At 72.5% G+C, this 14713-nt stretch carries 13 protein-coding genes; 6 read left to right on the plus strand and 7 right to left on the minus strand.

Annotated features, from left to right (window positions below; genetic code table 11):
* Positions 1–340 precede the first annotated feature (340 nt).
* The 5 genes from cseC to OG352_RS25010 form a co-directional block, all read right to left on the minus strand.
* A complete protein-coding gene (cseC, locus tag OG352_RS24990; protein WP_443072330.1) occupies positions 341–1675 on the minus strand; it encodes a two-component system sensor histidine kinase CseC in 1335 nt (444 codons plus the stop codon).
* 28 nt (positions 1676–1703) lie between these two features.
* The gene (gene cseB / locus OG352_RS24995; RefSeq protein ID WP_329219924.1) at positions 1704–2405 is read right to left on the minus strand and encodes a two-component system response regulator CseB; all 702 of its coding nucleotides are present in this window, start codon (positions 2403–2405) and stop codon (positions 1704–1706) included.
* A 282-nt stretch (positions 2406–2687) separates the two neighbouring features.
* Complete coding sequence (locus OG352_RS25000; RefSeq protein WP_329219925.1) at positions 2688–3356, minus strand: hypothetical protein; 669 nt, start codon at positions 3354–3356, stop codon at positions 2688–2690.
* Positions 3341–3883, minus strand: a complete 543-nt coding sequence (locus OG352_RS25005) for a SigE family RNA polymerase sigma factor (RefSeq protein WP_329219926.1) — start codon at positions 3881–3883, stop codon at positions 3341–3343. Before OG352_RS25005 ends, OG352_RS25000 begins: the two co-directional genes overlap by 16 nt.
* A gap of 299 nt (positions 3884–4182) precedes the next feature.
* Complete coding sequence (locus tag OG352_RS25010; RefSeq protein WP_329219927.1) at positions 4183–5115, minus strand: A/G-specific adenine glycosylase; 933 nt, start codon at positions 5113–5115, stop codon at positions 4183–4185.
* A 292-nt stretch (positions 5116–5407) separates the two neighbouring features.
* Here OG352_RS25010 and OG352_RS25015 point away from each other — a divergent pair, with 292 nt between their 5' ends.
* Positions 5408–6256, plus strand: coding sequence for a hypothetical protein (locus tag OG352_RS25015; RefSeq protein WP_329219928.1), 849 nt, complete (start codon positions 5408–5410; stop codon positions 6254–6256).
* Positions 6257–6339: 83 nt separating this feature from the next.
* On the opposite strand, the gene disA is transcribed toward OG352_RS25015, so the two are convergent.
* Positions 6340–7464, minus strand: coding sequence for a DNA integrity scanning diadenylate cyclase DisA (disA, locus tag OG352_RS25020; RefSeq protein WP_329219929.1), 1125 nt, complete (start codon positions 7462–7464; stop codon positions 6340–6342).
* An 81-nt stretch (positions 7465–7545) separates the two neighbouring features.
* Positions 7546–8955, minus strand: a complete 1410-nt coding sequence (gene radA / locus OG352_RS25025) for a DNA repair protein RadA (RefSeq protein ID WP_329219930.1) — start codon at positions 8953–8955, stop codon at positions 7546–7548.
* Positions 8956–9232: 277 nt separating this feature from the next.
* Here radA and OG352_RS25030 point away from each other — a divergent pair, with 277 nt between their 5' ends.
* From OG352_RS25030 to OG352_RS25050, 5 genes are all read left to right on the plus strand, one after another.
* On the plus strand, positions 9233–10972 hold the full coding sequence (locus OG352_RS25030; protein ID WP_329219931.1) for a BACON domain-containing protein: 1740 nt from the start codon (positions 9233–9235) through the stop codon (positions 10970–10972).
* Between the two features lie 259 nt (positions 10973–11231).
* On the plus strand, positions 11232–12149 hold the full coding sequence (locus tag OG352_RS40065) for a DUF1641 domain-containing protein (protein ID WP_443072506.1): 918 nt from the start codon (positions 11232–11234) through the stop codon (positions 12147–12149).
* Positions 12146–13096: a Ppx/GppA phosphatase family protein gene (locus OG352_RS25040; RefSeq protein WP_329219932.1), complete on the plus strand. Its 951-nt coding sequence runs from the start codon at positions 12146–12148 to the stop codon at positions 13094–13096. The genes OG352_RS40065 and OG352_RS25040 overlap by 4 nt, the downstream gene beginning before the upstream one ends.
* Positions 13097–13239: 143 nt before the next feature.
* Positions 13240–14097, plus strand: coding sequence for a sugar phosphate isomerase/epimerase family protein (locus tag OG352_RS25045; protein ID WP_329219933.1), 858 nt, complete (start codon positions 13240–13242; stop codon positions 14095–14097).
* Entirely contained in the window at positions 14094–14699 is a 606-nt protein-coding gene (locus OG352_RS25050; RefSeq protein WP_329219934.1) for a TetR/AcrR family transcriptional regulator, read from the plus strand. The genes OG352_RS25045 and OG352_RS25050 overlap by 4 nt, the downstream gene beginning before the upstream one ends.
* Positions 14700–14713 lie beyond the last annotated feature (14 nt).

Consider the following 14713-nt stretch of genomic DNA (forward strand, 5'->3'; position numbering starts at 1 on the left):
CCCGGCGGTGTCCGCCCCGGGGGGCCTTCTTCTTGCGGGTGCGGGTGCGGGTGCGGGTGCGGGTGCGGGTGCGGGTGCGGCTGTGGGCCGTGGCTGGGGGCTGCAGCCCCCAGACCCCCGCTTCGGCCTTTAAGGGGCCTCGTCCTCAAACTCCCCCAGAGGGGGCCCCCAACGGGCTGGATTCTGCGGACCGGCGTCGAGAAGGCACCCCCCGCCGTAAGGGCGCCTCCGCCGGTAAGGGTGCCCTCCGCCGGAAGAGCGCTGCCCGCCAGACGAGCTGGTTGTCGCCCTGGGCCCCATGGTGAGTTGCGGGAGTTGCCGCACCCGCCACGCTCCGCCGTCACGGCATCCTCGGGTAGCTTCCCGTGTTTGTCGGTGCGTGTTCGGGGAGCCACAGGACGGCGACGGCGCCCTCTGCGGGTATGTGTTCCGGGGCTCCCGCGGGCCGTACGTTGCGGAAGGTCAGGCGGGCGCCCAGGACTCGGGCCTGGCCTGCGGCGATGGTGAGGCCGAGTCCGTGGCCGCGTCCGGCGCGGTCGGCGCTGCCGGTGCGGAAGCGGCTCGGTCCCTCGGCGAGCAGATCCTCGGGGAAGCCGGGGCCGTGGTCGCGGACCCGGATGACCCGGCCCTCGACGGTGACCTGGATCGGCGGCTTGCCGTGCCGGGCGGCGTTGGTGAGCAGGTTGAGCAGGACCCGCTCCAGGCGTCGGGGGTCGGTCGTGACCATCGACTCGTGCACCACCCGCACCTCTATGTCCGGGTTCTTGGCCGCCGCCCGCCGTGTCACGAACTCGCCCAGCAGGATGTCCTGCAGTTCGGCCCGCTCCGAGGCGCCGTCGAGACGGGCCACCTCCAGCACGTCCTCCACGAGGGTGCGCATGGCCTTCGCCCGGTCCAGGACCAGCTCCGTGGGCCGGCCGGGCGGCAGCAGCTCGGCCGCCGTCAGCAGTCCTGTCACCGGGGTGCGCAGTTCGTGCGCGATGTCGGCGGTGACCCGGCGCTCGGCCTCCAGCCGCTCCTGCAACGTGTCCGCCATGGCGTCCACCGCGCTCGCCAGGTCGTCGGTCTCGTCCCGCACGACCCCGCCGATGGCGTCCCGTACGCGGACGTCCGACTCGCCCTTGGCGACCTGGTTCGCCGCGGCCGCCGCCTTGCGCAGCCGGCGCGACATCTGCCCGCCGATGAGCACACCGAGCGCGCTGCCGCCGAGGACGACCGCGATGGAGCCGATCACCAGGGCCTGGTCGAGGTCCTTGAGAATGTCCGTGCTGCGGTCGGTGAACCCGGTGTGCAGGGACAGCACATGGCCGTCCTTGACCGGCACGGCCGCCCAGATGTCCGGCACCCCGCCCGAGCGGTCGGCGACGAACGTGGCCCGGCGGCCCTCCCGGACCTTCGCCCGCAACGCCGGCGGCAGGTTCGAGTCGTCGACCTTGATGTTGGGGAAGTTCAGCCGCCCCGACACCTCGTAGTTGCGCTGGGCGATCCGGACGCGCTCGTCGGCGAGGTCACGTGCGTTGTCCAGCATGGACACGCGGGCGGCGTTGTGCACGACCAGACTCAGCGCGATCGCCACCAGCGCGCCGACCAGCGCGATCGCCGCGCTCAGCTTCCACCGCAGCCCTGTACGGATGCCCACGCGCTGCGTACGAGCCGCCACACCGTGCCGGATCATCCCCCGCATACTCCTGCCCCTGCCCCGCTCAGGCCTTCAGCTTGTAGCCGAAGCCGCGGACCGTCTCGATGCGGTCCTGGCCGATCTTCGTTCGCAGCCGCTGCACATGGACGTCGACGACCCGGGTGTCGCCGCCCCAGCCGTAGTCCCACACCCGCTCCAGCAGCTTGTCGCGCGAGAGGACCGTGCCCGGAGCGGAGGAGAACTCCAGCAGCAGGCGCATCTCGGTCGGGGTCAGCGCGACCGGCTGCCCGGCCCGGCGCACCTCCATGCCGTCCGTGTCGACCTCCAGGTCGCCGAAGGTCAGCACCCCGCCGGCGGCGGAGGCGTCGGGCTCGGTGCGGTCGCCGCCGCCCGCGTGGCCGAAGCGGCGCAGCACGGCGCGGATCCGGGCGACCAGTACGGCGCCGTCGAACGGCTTGGTCACGTAGTCGTCGGCGCCGGCCTCCAGGCCGAGGACGACGTCGATGGAGTCGGCGCGCGCCGAGAGCATGATCACCGGCACGGTGGACTCGTCCCGGATGCGCCGGCACAGGCTCACGCCGTCCAGGCCGGGCACCATGACGTCCAGCAGCGCGATGTCGGGGCGGTCGGCACGGAACGCCTCCAGGCCCGACAGGCCGTCGGGCATCGCGGTGACCACGAAGCCGTCCCGCTCCAGCGCGAGCTGGGTGGCTTCGCGGATGACGTCGTCGTCCTCGACGAAGAGGACGTGGGTCTGGTCTGCCATCCCGGTGCTCTCAGTTCTCGAATGCGTGTATGCGTGTACGCGTATGAGTGTGCGTTCTCGTGTGCGCGTCGGTCGTCAGTCTGCGGTCCGTCGGTCAGCGGTCCGTCAGGCTGTCGGTGTTCTGACGGTTTCCTGTCGAGGGCGCCCCTTGAGGGGACGCCTGGAGCGCGGCCAGCGTTCATTTTCGTGGTGCCCGGCCCGCCCGACACTCATTGATCGGAACGAGCGGCCCGATCGGTTCACGTTGCCGGAAGTTTTTTCGGCCGGCCGATCCCGGGCAGGTCAGCCGGCATCCGACGCGCTCGCCGTCGGGTCTCCGCCGACGACGCCGCTGTAGTCGTTGTGCCAGCTGAACTCCTTCACGAAGCGGCCCGAGGCCCAGCGGTACGTGATCACGTTCTCGCCGGACGGGCTGGAGACCGGGTCGCCCTTCTCGTACACCTGCTTGGTCACCACCAGGTCGCCCCGGTCTATCTCCGCGTAGACCGGGGGCTCCTCGGCCTTGAACACGTTCTCGTAGCCGCCGTCGCTCTCCCGGTACACGTACGAGCCGACGCCGACGAGGTCACCGCAGGTCAGCACGTTGACTATGACGTCGTTGCCGGAGCCGCCGGTGAGGTCGCCGTACGAGACGTCGACCGGGTACTCGTCCCCGACGCAGGGCTTCAGCTCGCGCTTGACCTCCGCGGAGACCGAGGGGTCGTCCTTGACGAGCCGGACCGCGTCCGCCCGGTCGGGGGCGTCGGTGGGGGTGAGCGAAGGCGAGGGGGAGGGAGTGACGCCCGCCACCGCGTCGGTGTGGGCCGGTCCCTCGTCGCGGGCACCGGTGCCGCCGGTCGCGCAGGAGGCGACGAAAAGGGCGAGGGCGGCGAGCACGGACATCGCCGTGATCACCGCCTGGATGGTGCCCCGGGCCGGTGTGGGCCCGGCCTCTGTCAGGCCGCCACGCAACGCTCCCGCTCCTCACGCTCCAGCGCGCGTGCGTCCAGATCGCGGGCTTCCAGCTCCTCGCGGAGCCGGGCGAGCGCCCGGTGCAGCGTGCTCTTGACCGTTCCGGCCGACATGCCGAGGGCGGTGGCCGTCTCCTCGGTGGACATCTGCTCCCAGTGTCGCAGCACCACGACGCTGCGCTGCTTCGGAGCGAGCACCTTCATCGCGTCCATCAGCAGGGCGCGGTCCGCGTGCTGCTCCGTGGAGTCGTCCACACAGGCGTCCGGGAGCTGCTCGGTGGGTACTTCCTCGAGCTTGCGGGCCCGCCACCACTCGGTCCGCGTGTTGATCATGACCCGGCGCAGGTAGGCGTCCGCGAGGCGCTTGTCCGCGATGCCGTCCCAGCGGCCGTACGTCCGGGCCAGGGCGGTCTGCAGCAGGTCCTGTGCGTCGACCGGGTCCGGGACCAGCCGGCGGGCGCTGCGCAGCAGCGCGTCCTGCCGGGTGCGGACATACTCCTCGAACTCGAGCACATCGCCCTGCGCCATGGTGAACCCCTTCGTCCCCGTGCCGGGCGGACTGTTGTCCGCCGGTTTCCCGCCTGTGGTCTGTGGTCGTCGTGTCCCTGCCGGGCACACAAATGAAGCTACGGAGGTGTTGTCACGGCACTGTCCGAAGCAGCCTGCGGCTAGCGCTCAGCTGTCCGTCAGTTGTGTAACGGAAATGGGTTTGGGGTAAGGGGGCGCGCCGAATGGCATGGCTATGGGGTGATTCGCCCGGCGATTGGGCGTGACAAAGGGCCGACGTCGGCCGTGATGAAGCCGCCTGTCTGTGAAATGACCGTGTGTCAGGTCAGCGGCAGGCGGTACAGCCCGCCCGGCAGCGGCTCCGCCAGTCCGTCCGCGACGAGGCCGTCCAGCGCACGCGCGCGTTGCACCGGCTCGTGCCACACGCGGTCGAGGGCCGACTGCGGCACGGGCGCGTGCGCCTCCCGCAGGACGGCGAGCAGCTTGCCCCTGACCTGCCGGTCGGTGCCGGCGTACGTCTGGCCGCGGCGCGGCGGGCCGTCGTGCTCCGGCTTGCCCGCGAGCCGCCAGGCGCACTGCGCGGCGATCGGGCAGCGCACGCAGGTCTCGTTCTTCGCCGTGCAGACGAGCGCCCCGAGCTCCATGGACGCGGCGGCCCAGCGCGCCGCGGTCGGCTCGTCGTCGGGCAGCAGGGCGCGGGCCAGCCTGCGCTCGGCGGCCGTGGTGGCGGTGGGCGGGTACTGCACGCCCGTGACGGCGCGCGCGAAGACACGGCGGACGTTGGTGTCCAGGACCGCGTGCCGCTGGCCGTACGCGAAGGAGGCGACGGCCGCAGCCGTGTACTCGCCGATGCCCGGCAGCGCGAGGAGCTGCGCGTGGTCCGACGGCACGTCGCCGCTGTGCCGTTCCGTTATCGCCACCGCCGCGCCGTGCAGCCGCAGGGCGCGGCGCGGGTAGCCGAGCCGCCCCCACGCGCGTACGGCCTCGCCGGGGGCGTCCGCGGCGAGGTCGGCGGGGCGCGGCCAGCGGGCGAGCCACTGCTCGTAGACCGGCAGGACGCGGCTGACCGGCGTCTGCTGGAGCATGAACTCGCTGACCATCACGCCCCACGCACCGGCCTCGGGGTGCCGCCAGGGCAGGTCGCGGGCGTGGTCGTCGAACCAGTCGATCACCGGGGAGTGCAGGTCCGCTCCGGGGGCGTCGGCGTCGGCGCGGGCGGGGCTGCTGTGCGGGGGCTTCGTGGGAGCAGTCATGGCCCTTCCGATCCTGCCATGCGCACCGGGGCACGCGCGCGTACCGCCACTCGACCGGATCCGGTCCCGGGAACGCGGCACGCGCGTGTGGCGCGGCAATAGTCATGGCCGTGACAACGGCCGGAGGTGCCATGGCCAGAGCTGCAACGGGTGCGATCGGCAAGGGGAGTCGGCCGCGCGTGCCGAAGTCGGGTGCGGGGGCCGTGGTTTCCGGGATGATGATCCGGAAAAGTTGTCCTCCTGGCGGCGGGTGGGGCCGGGGAACGGGTCGATCTCTCGTACAGTTTGCGCCGTGGGATCTCTGCGCAATCCGGTCGGGCCGCTTCCCTCCTCCATCTACTGGCGGCGGAGGGTCGTCATGCTGTCCGTGTTCGCTCTGTTGGCGCTGATCACCCTGTGGGTGGTGGTCTCGGGCGGGGGCGGCAGGAACAGTGGTGCCAATGGCGGCAACGGCAAGAATCCCGCGTCCTCGATCACGCCCGGGCCGTCCGGTTCCGGGCCCGCTATCAGCCAAAACCCGGGCGGGCGCGACGAGTCGAGCGACGGGGCCACCAGCGGGTCCGGCTCGGGGTCGGACGCGGGCTCGGGGGGCGGCACCGGCTCCGGTGGTTCGGCCGGTGGCTCGGCGGGCTCCGGCGACACCGACGACGGCGCCAACGGCAGCGGCAGCGGTAGCGGAAGCAGCGGCGGCGGCAGCGGCAGCGGTACGGGGACGACGTTGCCGGCCGGGACGACCCTGCCCAACTGCACCGCAGGCGTCGTCACGTTGAGCCTGCGCAGCGTCCAGAACGCGTACTCGCCGGACCAGACGCCCACCTTCCGGCTGATCGCGAAGAACAGCTCGGGGAGCGACTGCAAGGTCGATCTCGGGCCCAAGGCCGCGGTGTTGACGATCACTCAGGCGGGCAGTGACGACGACTACTGGTCGTCCGCGGACTGCCCCAAGGCGCCCGGGAGCCTGCTGTACCGGGTGCCTGCCGGGGACAGCATCACGTACACCCTGAAGTGGGACCGCAAGCCGAGCGCCCCGGAGTGCGCGACGCCTCCGGCGGGCGTGGCCGGAGCCGGGACGTATCTCGTCGAGGCAAAGGCTCCGGGGTTCGCGAAGGCACAGACGTCGTTCGTGCTGGACGCCGACTAGAAGAGGACTCGATCGACCTGGCCCGACCCGGCCGGTCTGGACGTACCGTTCCAGGGTCGGCGATCGCCCCCTGGACGTACCGTTTAGACGTACCGTTCCAGGATCGACGACTCCGCCAGTCGGGACAGGCCCTCGCGGACGCTGCGGGCCCTTGCCTCGCCCACGCCGTCGACCGTCTGGAGGTCGTCGACGCTCGCGGCGAGGAGCTTCTGCAGGCCGCCGAAGTGCTCCACCAGGCGGTCGATGATCGCGCCGGGGAGGCGCGGCACCTTCGCGAGGAGGCGGAAGCCGCGCGGGGAGACCGCCGTGTCGAGGGCCTCGGGGGAGCCGGTGTAGCCCAGCGCGCGGGCCACCGTGGACAGTTCGAGGAGTTCGGCGTGGGTGAGCGCGTCCAGCTCGTACAGCGCCTCTTCGACCGTGCGGGAGCGCTTGGCGGTGGGCTCGGGAACGTAGTCCCGGACCACCAGTTCGCGTTCCGGCTCGACGCCCGCGATCAACTCGTCCAGTTGGAGGGCGAGCAGCCGCCCGTCCGTGCCCAGTTCGACCACGTATTCGGCGATTTCGGTGGCGATGCGGCGCACCATCTCCAGACGCTGGGCCACCGCTGAGACGTCCCGGACCGTCACCAGGTCCTCGATCTCCAGCGCCGACAGCGTGCCCGCGACCTCGTCCAGCCGGAGCTTGTAGCGCTCCAGGGTGGCCAGGGCCTGGTTCGCGCGGGACAGGATCGCCGCCGAGTCCTCCAGGACGCGGCGCTGTCCGTCGACGTACAGGGCGATCAGGCGCATGGACTGGGAGACCGACACGACCGTGAAGCTCACCTGCTTGCTGACGCGGTCCGCCGTACGGTGCCGGGTGCCCGTCTCCTCCGTGGGGATCGTGGGGTCGGGCACCAGTTGGACGCCGGCGCGCAGGATCTTCGACAGGTCGGAGGAGACCACGATGCCGCCGTCGAGCTTGCACAGCTCGCGCAGGCGCGTGGCCGTGAACTCGACGTCCAGGACGAATCCGCCCGTGCACATCGTCTCGACCGTCTTGTCGGAGCCCAGCACGATGAGCCCGCCGGTGTTGCCGCGGAGCACCCGCTCGAGGCCGTCGCGCAGGGCCGTGCCCGGAGCCACCGCGCTCAGCGCGGCACGCATCAAGCCCTCGGCGCGGGAACTCCCACCGGACTTTCCGGGAGCTGCCGCCCGGTCGTTGGCTGCCACTGCACTCCTCCGGTCACAGGGTCTGGGATGTTCCCGTTTCGCGCACTCGTTTCGTACGGACGGGCGAGACCAGGGCAAAGTCTACCGGCGGTCCTCCGCCTCCCGTGGGGCGTCTCGCGGACGGGAACGCGGCAGGACCCGTAGGGCGTCCCCCATGTCCGCGACCTCCACGACCTTCATGCCCGCCGGGACCCTGCCGGGATCGGTCGGCACGAGCGCGTGCGTGAAGCCCAGACGGTGGGCCTCCGCGAGCCTGCGCTGGACGCCCGTGACCCGTCTGACCTCGCCCGCGAGGCCCACTTCGCCGATCGCGACGAGGTTCTTGGGCAGCGGGGTGTCGCTCGCGGCGGAGGCCAGGGCGAGGGCGATCGCCAGGTCCGCGGCGGGCTCCGAGAGCTTCACGCCGCCGACCGTCGCCGAGTAGATGTCCCGTTTGCCCAGGGCGCTGATCCGGCCGCGCTGCTCCAGGACGGCCAGCATCATCGAGACCCGGGACGTCTCCAGGCCGGACGTCGTACGGCGGGGCGAGGGGATCTGGGAGTCGACGGTGAGGGCCTGCACTTCGGCGACCAGGGGACGACGGCCCTCCAGGGTCACCGTCAGACAGGTACCCGGGACCGGTTCGTCACGACGGGTCAGGAAGAGTCCGCTCGGGTCGGCGAGGCCGGTGATGCCCTCGTCGTGCAGTTCGAAGCAGCCGACCTCGTCGGTGGCGCCGTAGCGGTTCTTGACGCCCCGCACCAGGCGCAGGCGCGCGTGCCGGTCGCCCTCGAAGCTCAGCACGACGTCCACGAGGTGTTCGAGGAGGCGGGGGCCGGCGATCGCGCCGTCCTTTGTGACATGGCCCACCAGGAGTGTGGACATGCCGCGTTCCTTGGAGGCGCGGATCAGGGCGCCCGCGACCTCGCGGACCTGGGCCATGCCGCCGGGCGCTCCGTCGATCTCGGGGGAGGCCAGGGTCTGTACGGAGTCCACGATCAGCAGGGACGGCTTCACCTCGTCCAGGTGGCCCAGGACGGCCGCCAGGTCGGTCTCGGCGGCGAGGTACAGGTGGTCGTCGATGGCGCCGATCCGGTCGGCGCGCAGGCGGACCTGGGAGGCGGACTCCTCACCGGTGACGTACAGCGTGCGGTGTTCGTCGCTGGCCGACTTGGCCGCCACGTCCAGCAGGAGGGTCGACTTGCCGACGCCCGGCTCGCCGGCCAGGAGCACGACCGCGCCGGGTACGAGACCGCCGCCGAGGACGCGGTCCAGTTCGGGCACGCCGGTGGGGCGGGCGGTGGCCTGACGGACGTCGACCTCGCCGATGGGCACGGCGGACGTGGTGACACGGCCCGGCGCCGTCGTACGGACCGCGGGCACGCCGTACTCCTCGACCGTCCCCCAGGCCTGGCACTCGGGGCAGCGGCCGAGCCACTTGGCCGTCTGCCAGCCGCATTCGGTGCAGCGGTAGGACGGGCGGTCCTTGGTGGTCTTCGTACGGGCAGCCATGCGCAAACCGTAGCCCCCGCCACCGACAGCCGGACGTGCCTGTGGACAACCAGGGTCCTGCCGGGTTCCCGGCGAGCTCCCGACCGGGCCCCCAACCGGCCTCCCAACCCTCGGGGGAGGGACCGGCACCCCTTGTGAATCGGCCACGCCCCGTCACGAACGAGCCATGGGACCCCCCTTCCCTGTCCCCTTATGAGGGATCGTTTCACCCGTACGGATTAAATGGACTCGAGGCACAAGAAGACCGTGTTCCGCGCCGCCTACGGTCGCACGGGTGATGAGCAGCAGCCCGGAAACCTCGACCCGCACGACCGGCGCACACCGGGCGCACCGGGAGATGCGTGACGGCGCTGCGGCGCGCACGCTCGCGCGGCGGCCGGCCGCCCGCTACGAGCCGTACCTGGACGGCCTGTTCACCTACTGCCTGTCCGTCCTGTGCGACCACGACGCGGCCACCGCCGCCCTCGGGGACGCCCTGACGTTCGCCGAGCGGCGCGGCCAGCGTGTCCCGGACGCCGCGGGCGACCGCCGGGCCTGGCTGTACGCGCTGGCCCGCTGGGCCTGCCTGCGCAAGCTCACCGAGGCCAAGCAGAAACGTCTGAGCACGCACGCGGCGGCGCGCAACGGCACCCGCGGGCAGCCGGACACGAAGCCCGAGACCGCCGTCGCGCCCGACGAGGTCCAGGAGCGGCGGCGTGAACTCGCCCTGCTCGCCTGGCCGGAGGCGGCCGGCACCACCCCTGAGCAGCGCGAGGCGCTCGAACTCGCCGTACGCCACCACCTGGCCGCCCATGAGATCGCCGCCGTCCTCGGCAAGGATCCCGCCGCCGCCCGCGAACTGCTCGCCTCGGCCGCCTGCGAGGTCGAGCGCACGCGCGCGGCGCTCGCCGTCGTCGAGACCGGCGGCTGTCCCGGTGTGGCGCGGCTCACCGGCGAGAACCAGGTCGTGCTCAGCGCCGCCCTGCGCCGTGAACTCGTCCGGCACGTCGACGACTGCCCGCGCTGCCGCCGGGCCGCCGAACGCGCCCTCCCCGGCCGCTGGCCCGGCGCCGGTGTCACGCCCGCCGAGCTGCCCGTCCTGGAAGCGCCCCGCGCGCAGTTGCACGTCGTCATGGCGCACCTCCCGCGCGCGCGGGGAGCCGCCGTACCGCGCTTCGACCGGCGCGGCTTCCCGATGGACCCCAAGGACCGCGCGGCCCGCCGGGAGCGGCTACGCGCGCGTGCCGTCACGACGACCGTGGTCGCCACCGTCGTCGCCGCGCCCGTGCTCGCCCTGTGGGCGGCCTACCGGGGGACGCCGATGGGGGAGGGGGGCGAGGGCCGCTCCGCGAGCGCCAGCGAGGCGCACGGCCCCGACGGCCTCGACGGTGAAGCGGCCGACGGCTACGAGAACGCCGCAAACGCCAGTACGCGCCCCGGCGCCGACCTCACCAAGGGCGACCGGCCGGACGTCTCCGTGGAGGTCATCAGCGTCACGGGACTGGGCAGGAGCGCCTCCGGCCACCTCTCCGTGACGGCGGCCAACACCGGCGACACCACGCTCATCACCCTCACCGTGTCCCCGGACGGCGACGAGCCGGTCCGCTGGTCGGCCACCACGGCGGCCCCCTGGCTCTACCTGAGCCGCTCCACGGGCACCCTCGGGCCCGGCGAGTCGATCACGCTCAAGGTGTACGTCGACCCGCTGCGCGAGCCCTCCGGGCACTGGCACGCGCGCGTCGCGGTCGCCCCGGCGGGCGCGGTCGTCTCCATCGAGGGCTACGGCACCGCCCCCGGCCCACCGCCCCCCGGCAACGGCCCAGGCCCAGGCCCAAACCCGGACCCGGGCAACCCACCCCCGTCGTCCGACCCCCACCCGACCCCGACACCCCCGACCTCCCCGGACCCCACGCCCACCGGCCCACCCCCCTCCTCCGACCCGAACCCCACCCCCGGCGACCCGACCCCATCCACCCCGGAAACCTCGCCACCGCCGCCCACGGACAGCAGCGGCCCGCCCTCCTCGTCGACGCCGTAGAAGCGCCGGGCCACAGAAGCGGAAGCGGAAGCACCGGGTCCGGGGGTAGGTGACGTGCGGGGATGTGACACTCCGACATCGAAGTGTCACCTTTCTGCGCGGACTACCCCCGGGGGAGGGCACCGGGCAGACAGCCGCACCGCCCAAGTTCGAATGCCCCGCACCCACCAAGGCCCACCTCAAGCCCCCCCAACCCTCAGCCGGCCGCCTCCGCCTCCGCCGCCGCCGCCGAACTCACCGGCGCCGCCGGATCCGCCGGATGTGGTGCCAGCAGGGGAAGGTGCGACGCCAGGCGCTGTTCGCAGAGTTCGGTCAGGCGGTCGTAGCCGGCCTTGCCCATCAGTTCGGTCAGTTCCGGGCGGTAGGTGATGTAGACCGGGTCGCCCGCGCCGTGGGCCGAGGTCGCCGAGGTGCACCACCAGTGCAGGTCGTGGCCGCCCGGGCCCCAGCCGCGGCGGTCGTACTCGCCGATCGACACCTGGAGCACGCGCGTGTCGTCGGGGCGGTCGATCCAGTCGTACGTGCGCCGCACCGGAAGCTGCCAGCAGACGTCCGGCTTGGTCTCCAGGGGCTCGCGGCCCTCCTTGACGGCCAGGATGTGCAGCGAGCAGCCCGCGCCGCCCGCGAAGCCCGGACGGTTCTGGAAGATGCACGAGCCGTTGAACGGGCGGGTCTGGCGGGAGCCCTCGTCGTCCTCCGAGACCCAGCCGTCCGCCGTGCCCTCGGCGTGGTGCTGCCAGAGGTCGGGGGTGAGCCTCGCCACATGCCCGGCGACGCGCTTCTCGTCGTCCTCGTCGGAGAAGTGGGCGCCCAGGGTGCAGCAGCCGTCGTCCGCGCGGCCGGCCTGGATGCCCTGGCAGCCGCTGCCGAAGATGCAGTTCCAGCGCGAGGTCAGCCATGTCAGATCGCAGCGGAAGACCTGCTCGTCGTCCGCCGGGTCAGGGAACTCCACCCATGCCCGCGCGAAGTCGAGCCCCTTCTCGTCAGCCGCCAGGGCCTTCGCCGCCAGGGCCTTCTTGGACTTCTTCGGGGACTTCACCGGCTTCGCCTGCGAAGAACCGCCGGTGGATCTGTCGGTTTTCGCCTTGTTCGTCTTTGGCACTCGTCCAGGGTAAGTCGCCGGGAGCCCGTTCGGGGACGGTCTTGGGGCCTCTGGGCAGTAGCGTTCCCTCCATGAGACTCGGTGTCCTCGACGTGGGATCGAACACGGTGCATCTGCTGGTGGTGGACGCACACCCGGGCGCGTGCCCCCTGCCCGCGCACTCGCACAAGGCGGAACTGCGCCTTGCCCAACTCCTCGACGAGGACGGAGCGATCGGCCCCGAGGGCGTCGACAAACTGATCACGGTCGTCCACGAGTCGCTCCAGGCCGCCGAGGACAAGGGCGTCGAGGAACTGCTGCCGTTCGCGACCTCCGCCGTGCGCGAGGCGAGCAACGCCGATGACGTCCTCGCGCGCGTGCAGGCCGAGACCGGCGTCGAGCTGCAGGTCCTCACCGGTGCCGAGGAGGCCCGGCTCACCTTCCTCGCCGCCCGCCGCTGGTTCGGCTGGTCGGCCGGAAAGCTGCTGGTCCTGGACATCGGCGGCGGCTCCCTGGAGATCGCCTACGGCATCGACGAGAAGCCCGACGCGGCCGTCTCGCTGCCGCTCGGCGCCGGCCGGCTCACCGCGGGCTGGCTGCCCGGCGACCCGCCCGACCCCGAGGACATACGGTCCGTGCGCCGCCACGCCCGCGCGCAGATCGCCCGGACGGTGGGGGAGTTCAGCCGCTTCGGCACCCCGGACCACGTCGTCGCCACGTCGAAGACGTTCCGGCAGCTCGCCCGTATCGCCGGCGCCGCCCGCTCCGCCGAGGGCCCGTACAGCCAGCGTCAGCTCAAGCGCGAGTCCCTGGAGGCCTGGGTGCCCCGGCTGGCCGCGATGACCACGGCCCAGCGCGCCGCACTCCCGGGCGTCTCCGAGGGCCGCGCCAACCAGCTCCTCGCCGGCGCGCTGGTCGCCGAGGGCGCGATGGACCTCTTCGGTGTCGAGACGCTCGAGATCTGCCCCTGGGCGCTCAGAGAGGGCGTCATCCTGCGCAGACTCGATCACATGGGATCAGACCAGCCGACCCAGCCGACCTAGGGGCGCGGGGAGCACGGGGAACCGCGCGAACAGCCACTACGGCGCCGCGCCCGCCGCCATGGCGAACGCTCGCCCATGGGGAACACCACAACGCCGATTGGGCGCACGGCCCCCACCCGACCGCACCCCGTAACCTGTCCCCCATGGCAGAGGCAGTCGTGCGGATCCCGGATGCGAAGGTCGCCCTGTCGACTGCCTCGGTCTATCCGGAGTCGACGGCGACGGCCTTCGAGATCGCCGCGCGCCTCGGGTACGACGGCGTCGAGGTCATGGTCTGGAACGACCCCGTGAGCCAGGACATAGACGCCCTGCGCAGGCTCAGCGACTACCACCGCATCCCGATCCTCGCCGTCCACGCCCCCTGCCTGCTCATCACGCAGCGCGTGTGGTCGACCGACCCGTGGACCAAGCTCCAGCGCGCCCGCGCGGCGGCGGAGCGGCTCGGCGCGTCCGCGGTCGTCGTCCATCCGCCGTTCCGCTGGCAGCGCCAGTACGCGCGGGACTTCGTCACGGGCATCTGGCGGATGGCGGACGAGACGGACGTACGGTTCGCCGTCGAGAACATGTACCCGTGGCGCTACCGCGACCGCGAGATGCTCGCGTACGCCCCGGACTGGGACGTCACGAAGGACGACTACCGGCACTTCACGATCGACCTCAGCCACGCCTCGACGTCCCGCGCGGACGCGATGCAGATGGTCGACCGCATGGCCGACCGCCTGGGCCACGTCCACCTCGCCGACGGGAACGGCTCCGCCAAGGACGAGCACCTGGTCCCCGGCCGCGGCTCCCAGCCCTGCGCCGAACTGCTGGAGCGGCTCGCGCTGACCGGCTTCGACGGGCATGTCGTCATCGAGGTCAACACCCGGCGCGCCATGTCCGGCGCCGAACGTGAGGCCGACCTCGCGGAGGCCCTGGCCTTCACCCGCCTGCACCTGGCCTCGGCCGCGTCCTCCCCGGCCCCTTCCTCCTCCGGCCCGTCGAAGGTGCCGCGGCGATGACCGGCGTCACCGCCCGCAAACGCGGCCGCCCCCCTCGTACGGAGGCGGCGGACACCCGCGACCGCATCCTGACGGCCGCCCGCGAGGAGTTCTCCGAGCGCGGCTACGAGAAGACGTCCGTCCGCGGCATCGCGAAGGCGGCCGGCGTGGACCCGGCGCTGGTGCACCACTACTTCGGCACCAAGGAGCAGGTCTTCGAGGCGGCGATCGAGGTCGCCTTCGCGCCCGCGCTCAACGCGCCGGAGGCGGTCGCCGACGGCCCGCTGGACCAGGTCGGGGAGCGGCTCGCCCGCTTCGTCCTCGGCGTCTGGGAGAACCCCACCACCCGCAAGCCCCTGCTGGCGATCGTGCGCTCCGCGGTGAACAACGACACCGCCGCCGCCGTCTTCCGCCGGCTGGTCGTCTCCCAGGTGCTGCGCCGCATCGCCGGCCGGCTCGACCTGCCGGACGCCGAACTGCGCGTCGAACTGGCGGCGGCGCAGCTCGTGGGCTGCGCGATGCTGCGCTACGTGATCAAGGTGGAGCCGCTGGCCTCGGCGGACCTGGAGCAGATCATCGCGCGCGTGGCACCGGTCGTACAGGGACACCTCACCGGCCCGTGAGGGGCCGTGCGCGC

It is taken from the genome of Streptomyces sp. NBC_01485 (genome assembly GCF_036227125.1).
Lineage (GTDB): Bacteria > Actinomycetota > Actinomycetes > Streptomycetales > Streptomycetaceae > Streptomyces.

What these genes read in the sequence shown, in the direction of transcription:
- cseC (WP_443072330.1), bottom strand. Translation starts at nt 1,675, where the DNA reads ATGATCCGGCACGGTGTGGCGGCTCGTACGCAGCGCGTGGGCATCCGT.
- cseB (WP_329219924.1), bottom strand. Translation starts at nt 2,405, where the DNA reads ATGGCAGACCAGACCCACGTCCTCTTCGTCGAGGACGACGACGTCATC.
- OG352_RS25005 (WP_329219926.1), bottom strand. Translation starts at nt 3,883, where the DNA reads ATGGCGCAGGGCGATGTGCTCGAGTTCGAGGAGTATGTCCGCACCCGG.
- OG352_RS25010 (WP_329219927.1), bottom strand. Translation starts at nt 5,115, where the DNA reads ATGACTGCTCCCACGAAGCCCCCGCACAGCAGCCCCGCCCGCGCCGAC.
- radA (WP_329219930.1), bottom strand. Translation starts at nt 8,955, where the DNA reads ATGGCTGCCCGTACGAAGACCACCAAGGACCGCCCGTCCTACCGCTGC.
- OG352_RS25030 (WP_329219931.1), top strand. Translation starts at nt 9,233, where the DNA reads ATGAGCAGCAGCCCGGAAACCTCGACCCGCACGACCGGCGCACACCGG.
- OG352_RS40065 (WP_443072506.1), top strand. Translation starts at nt 11,232, where the DNA reads ATGTGGTGCCAGCAGGGGAAGGTGCGACGCCAGGCGCTGTTCGCAGAG.
- OG352_RS25040 (WP_329219932.1), top strand. Translation starts at nt 12,146, where the DNA reads ATGAGACTCGGTGTCCTCGACGTGGGATCGAACACGGTGCATCTGCTG.
- OG352_RS25045 (WP_329219933.1), top strand. Translation starts at nt 13,240, where the DNA reads ATGGCAGAGGCAGTCGTGCGGATCCCGGATGCGAAGGTCGCCCTGTCG.
- OG352_RS25050 (WP_329219934.1), top strand. Translation starts at nt 14,094, where the DNA reads ATGACCGGCGTCACCGCCCGCAAACGCGGCCGCCCCCCTCGTACGGAG.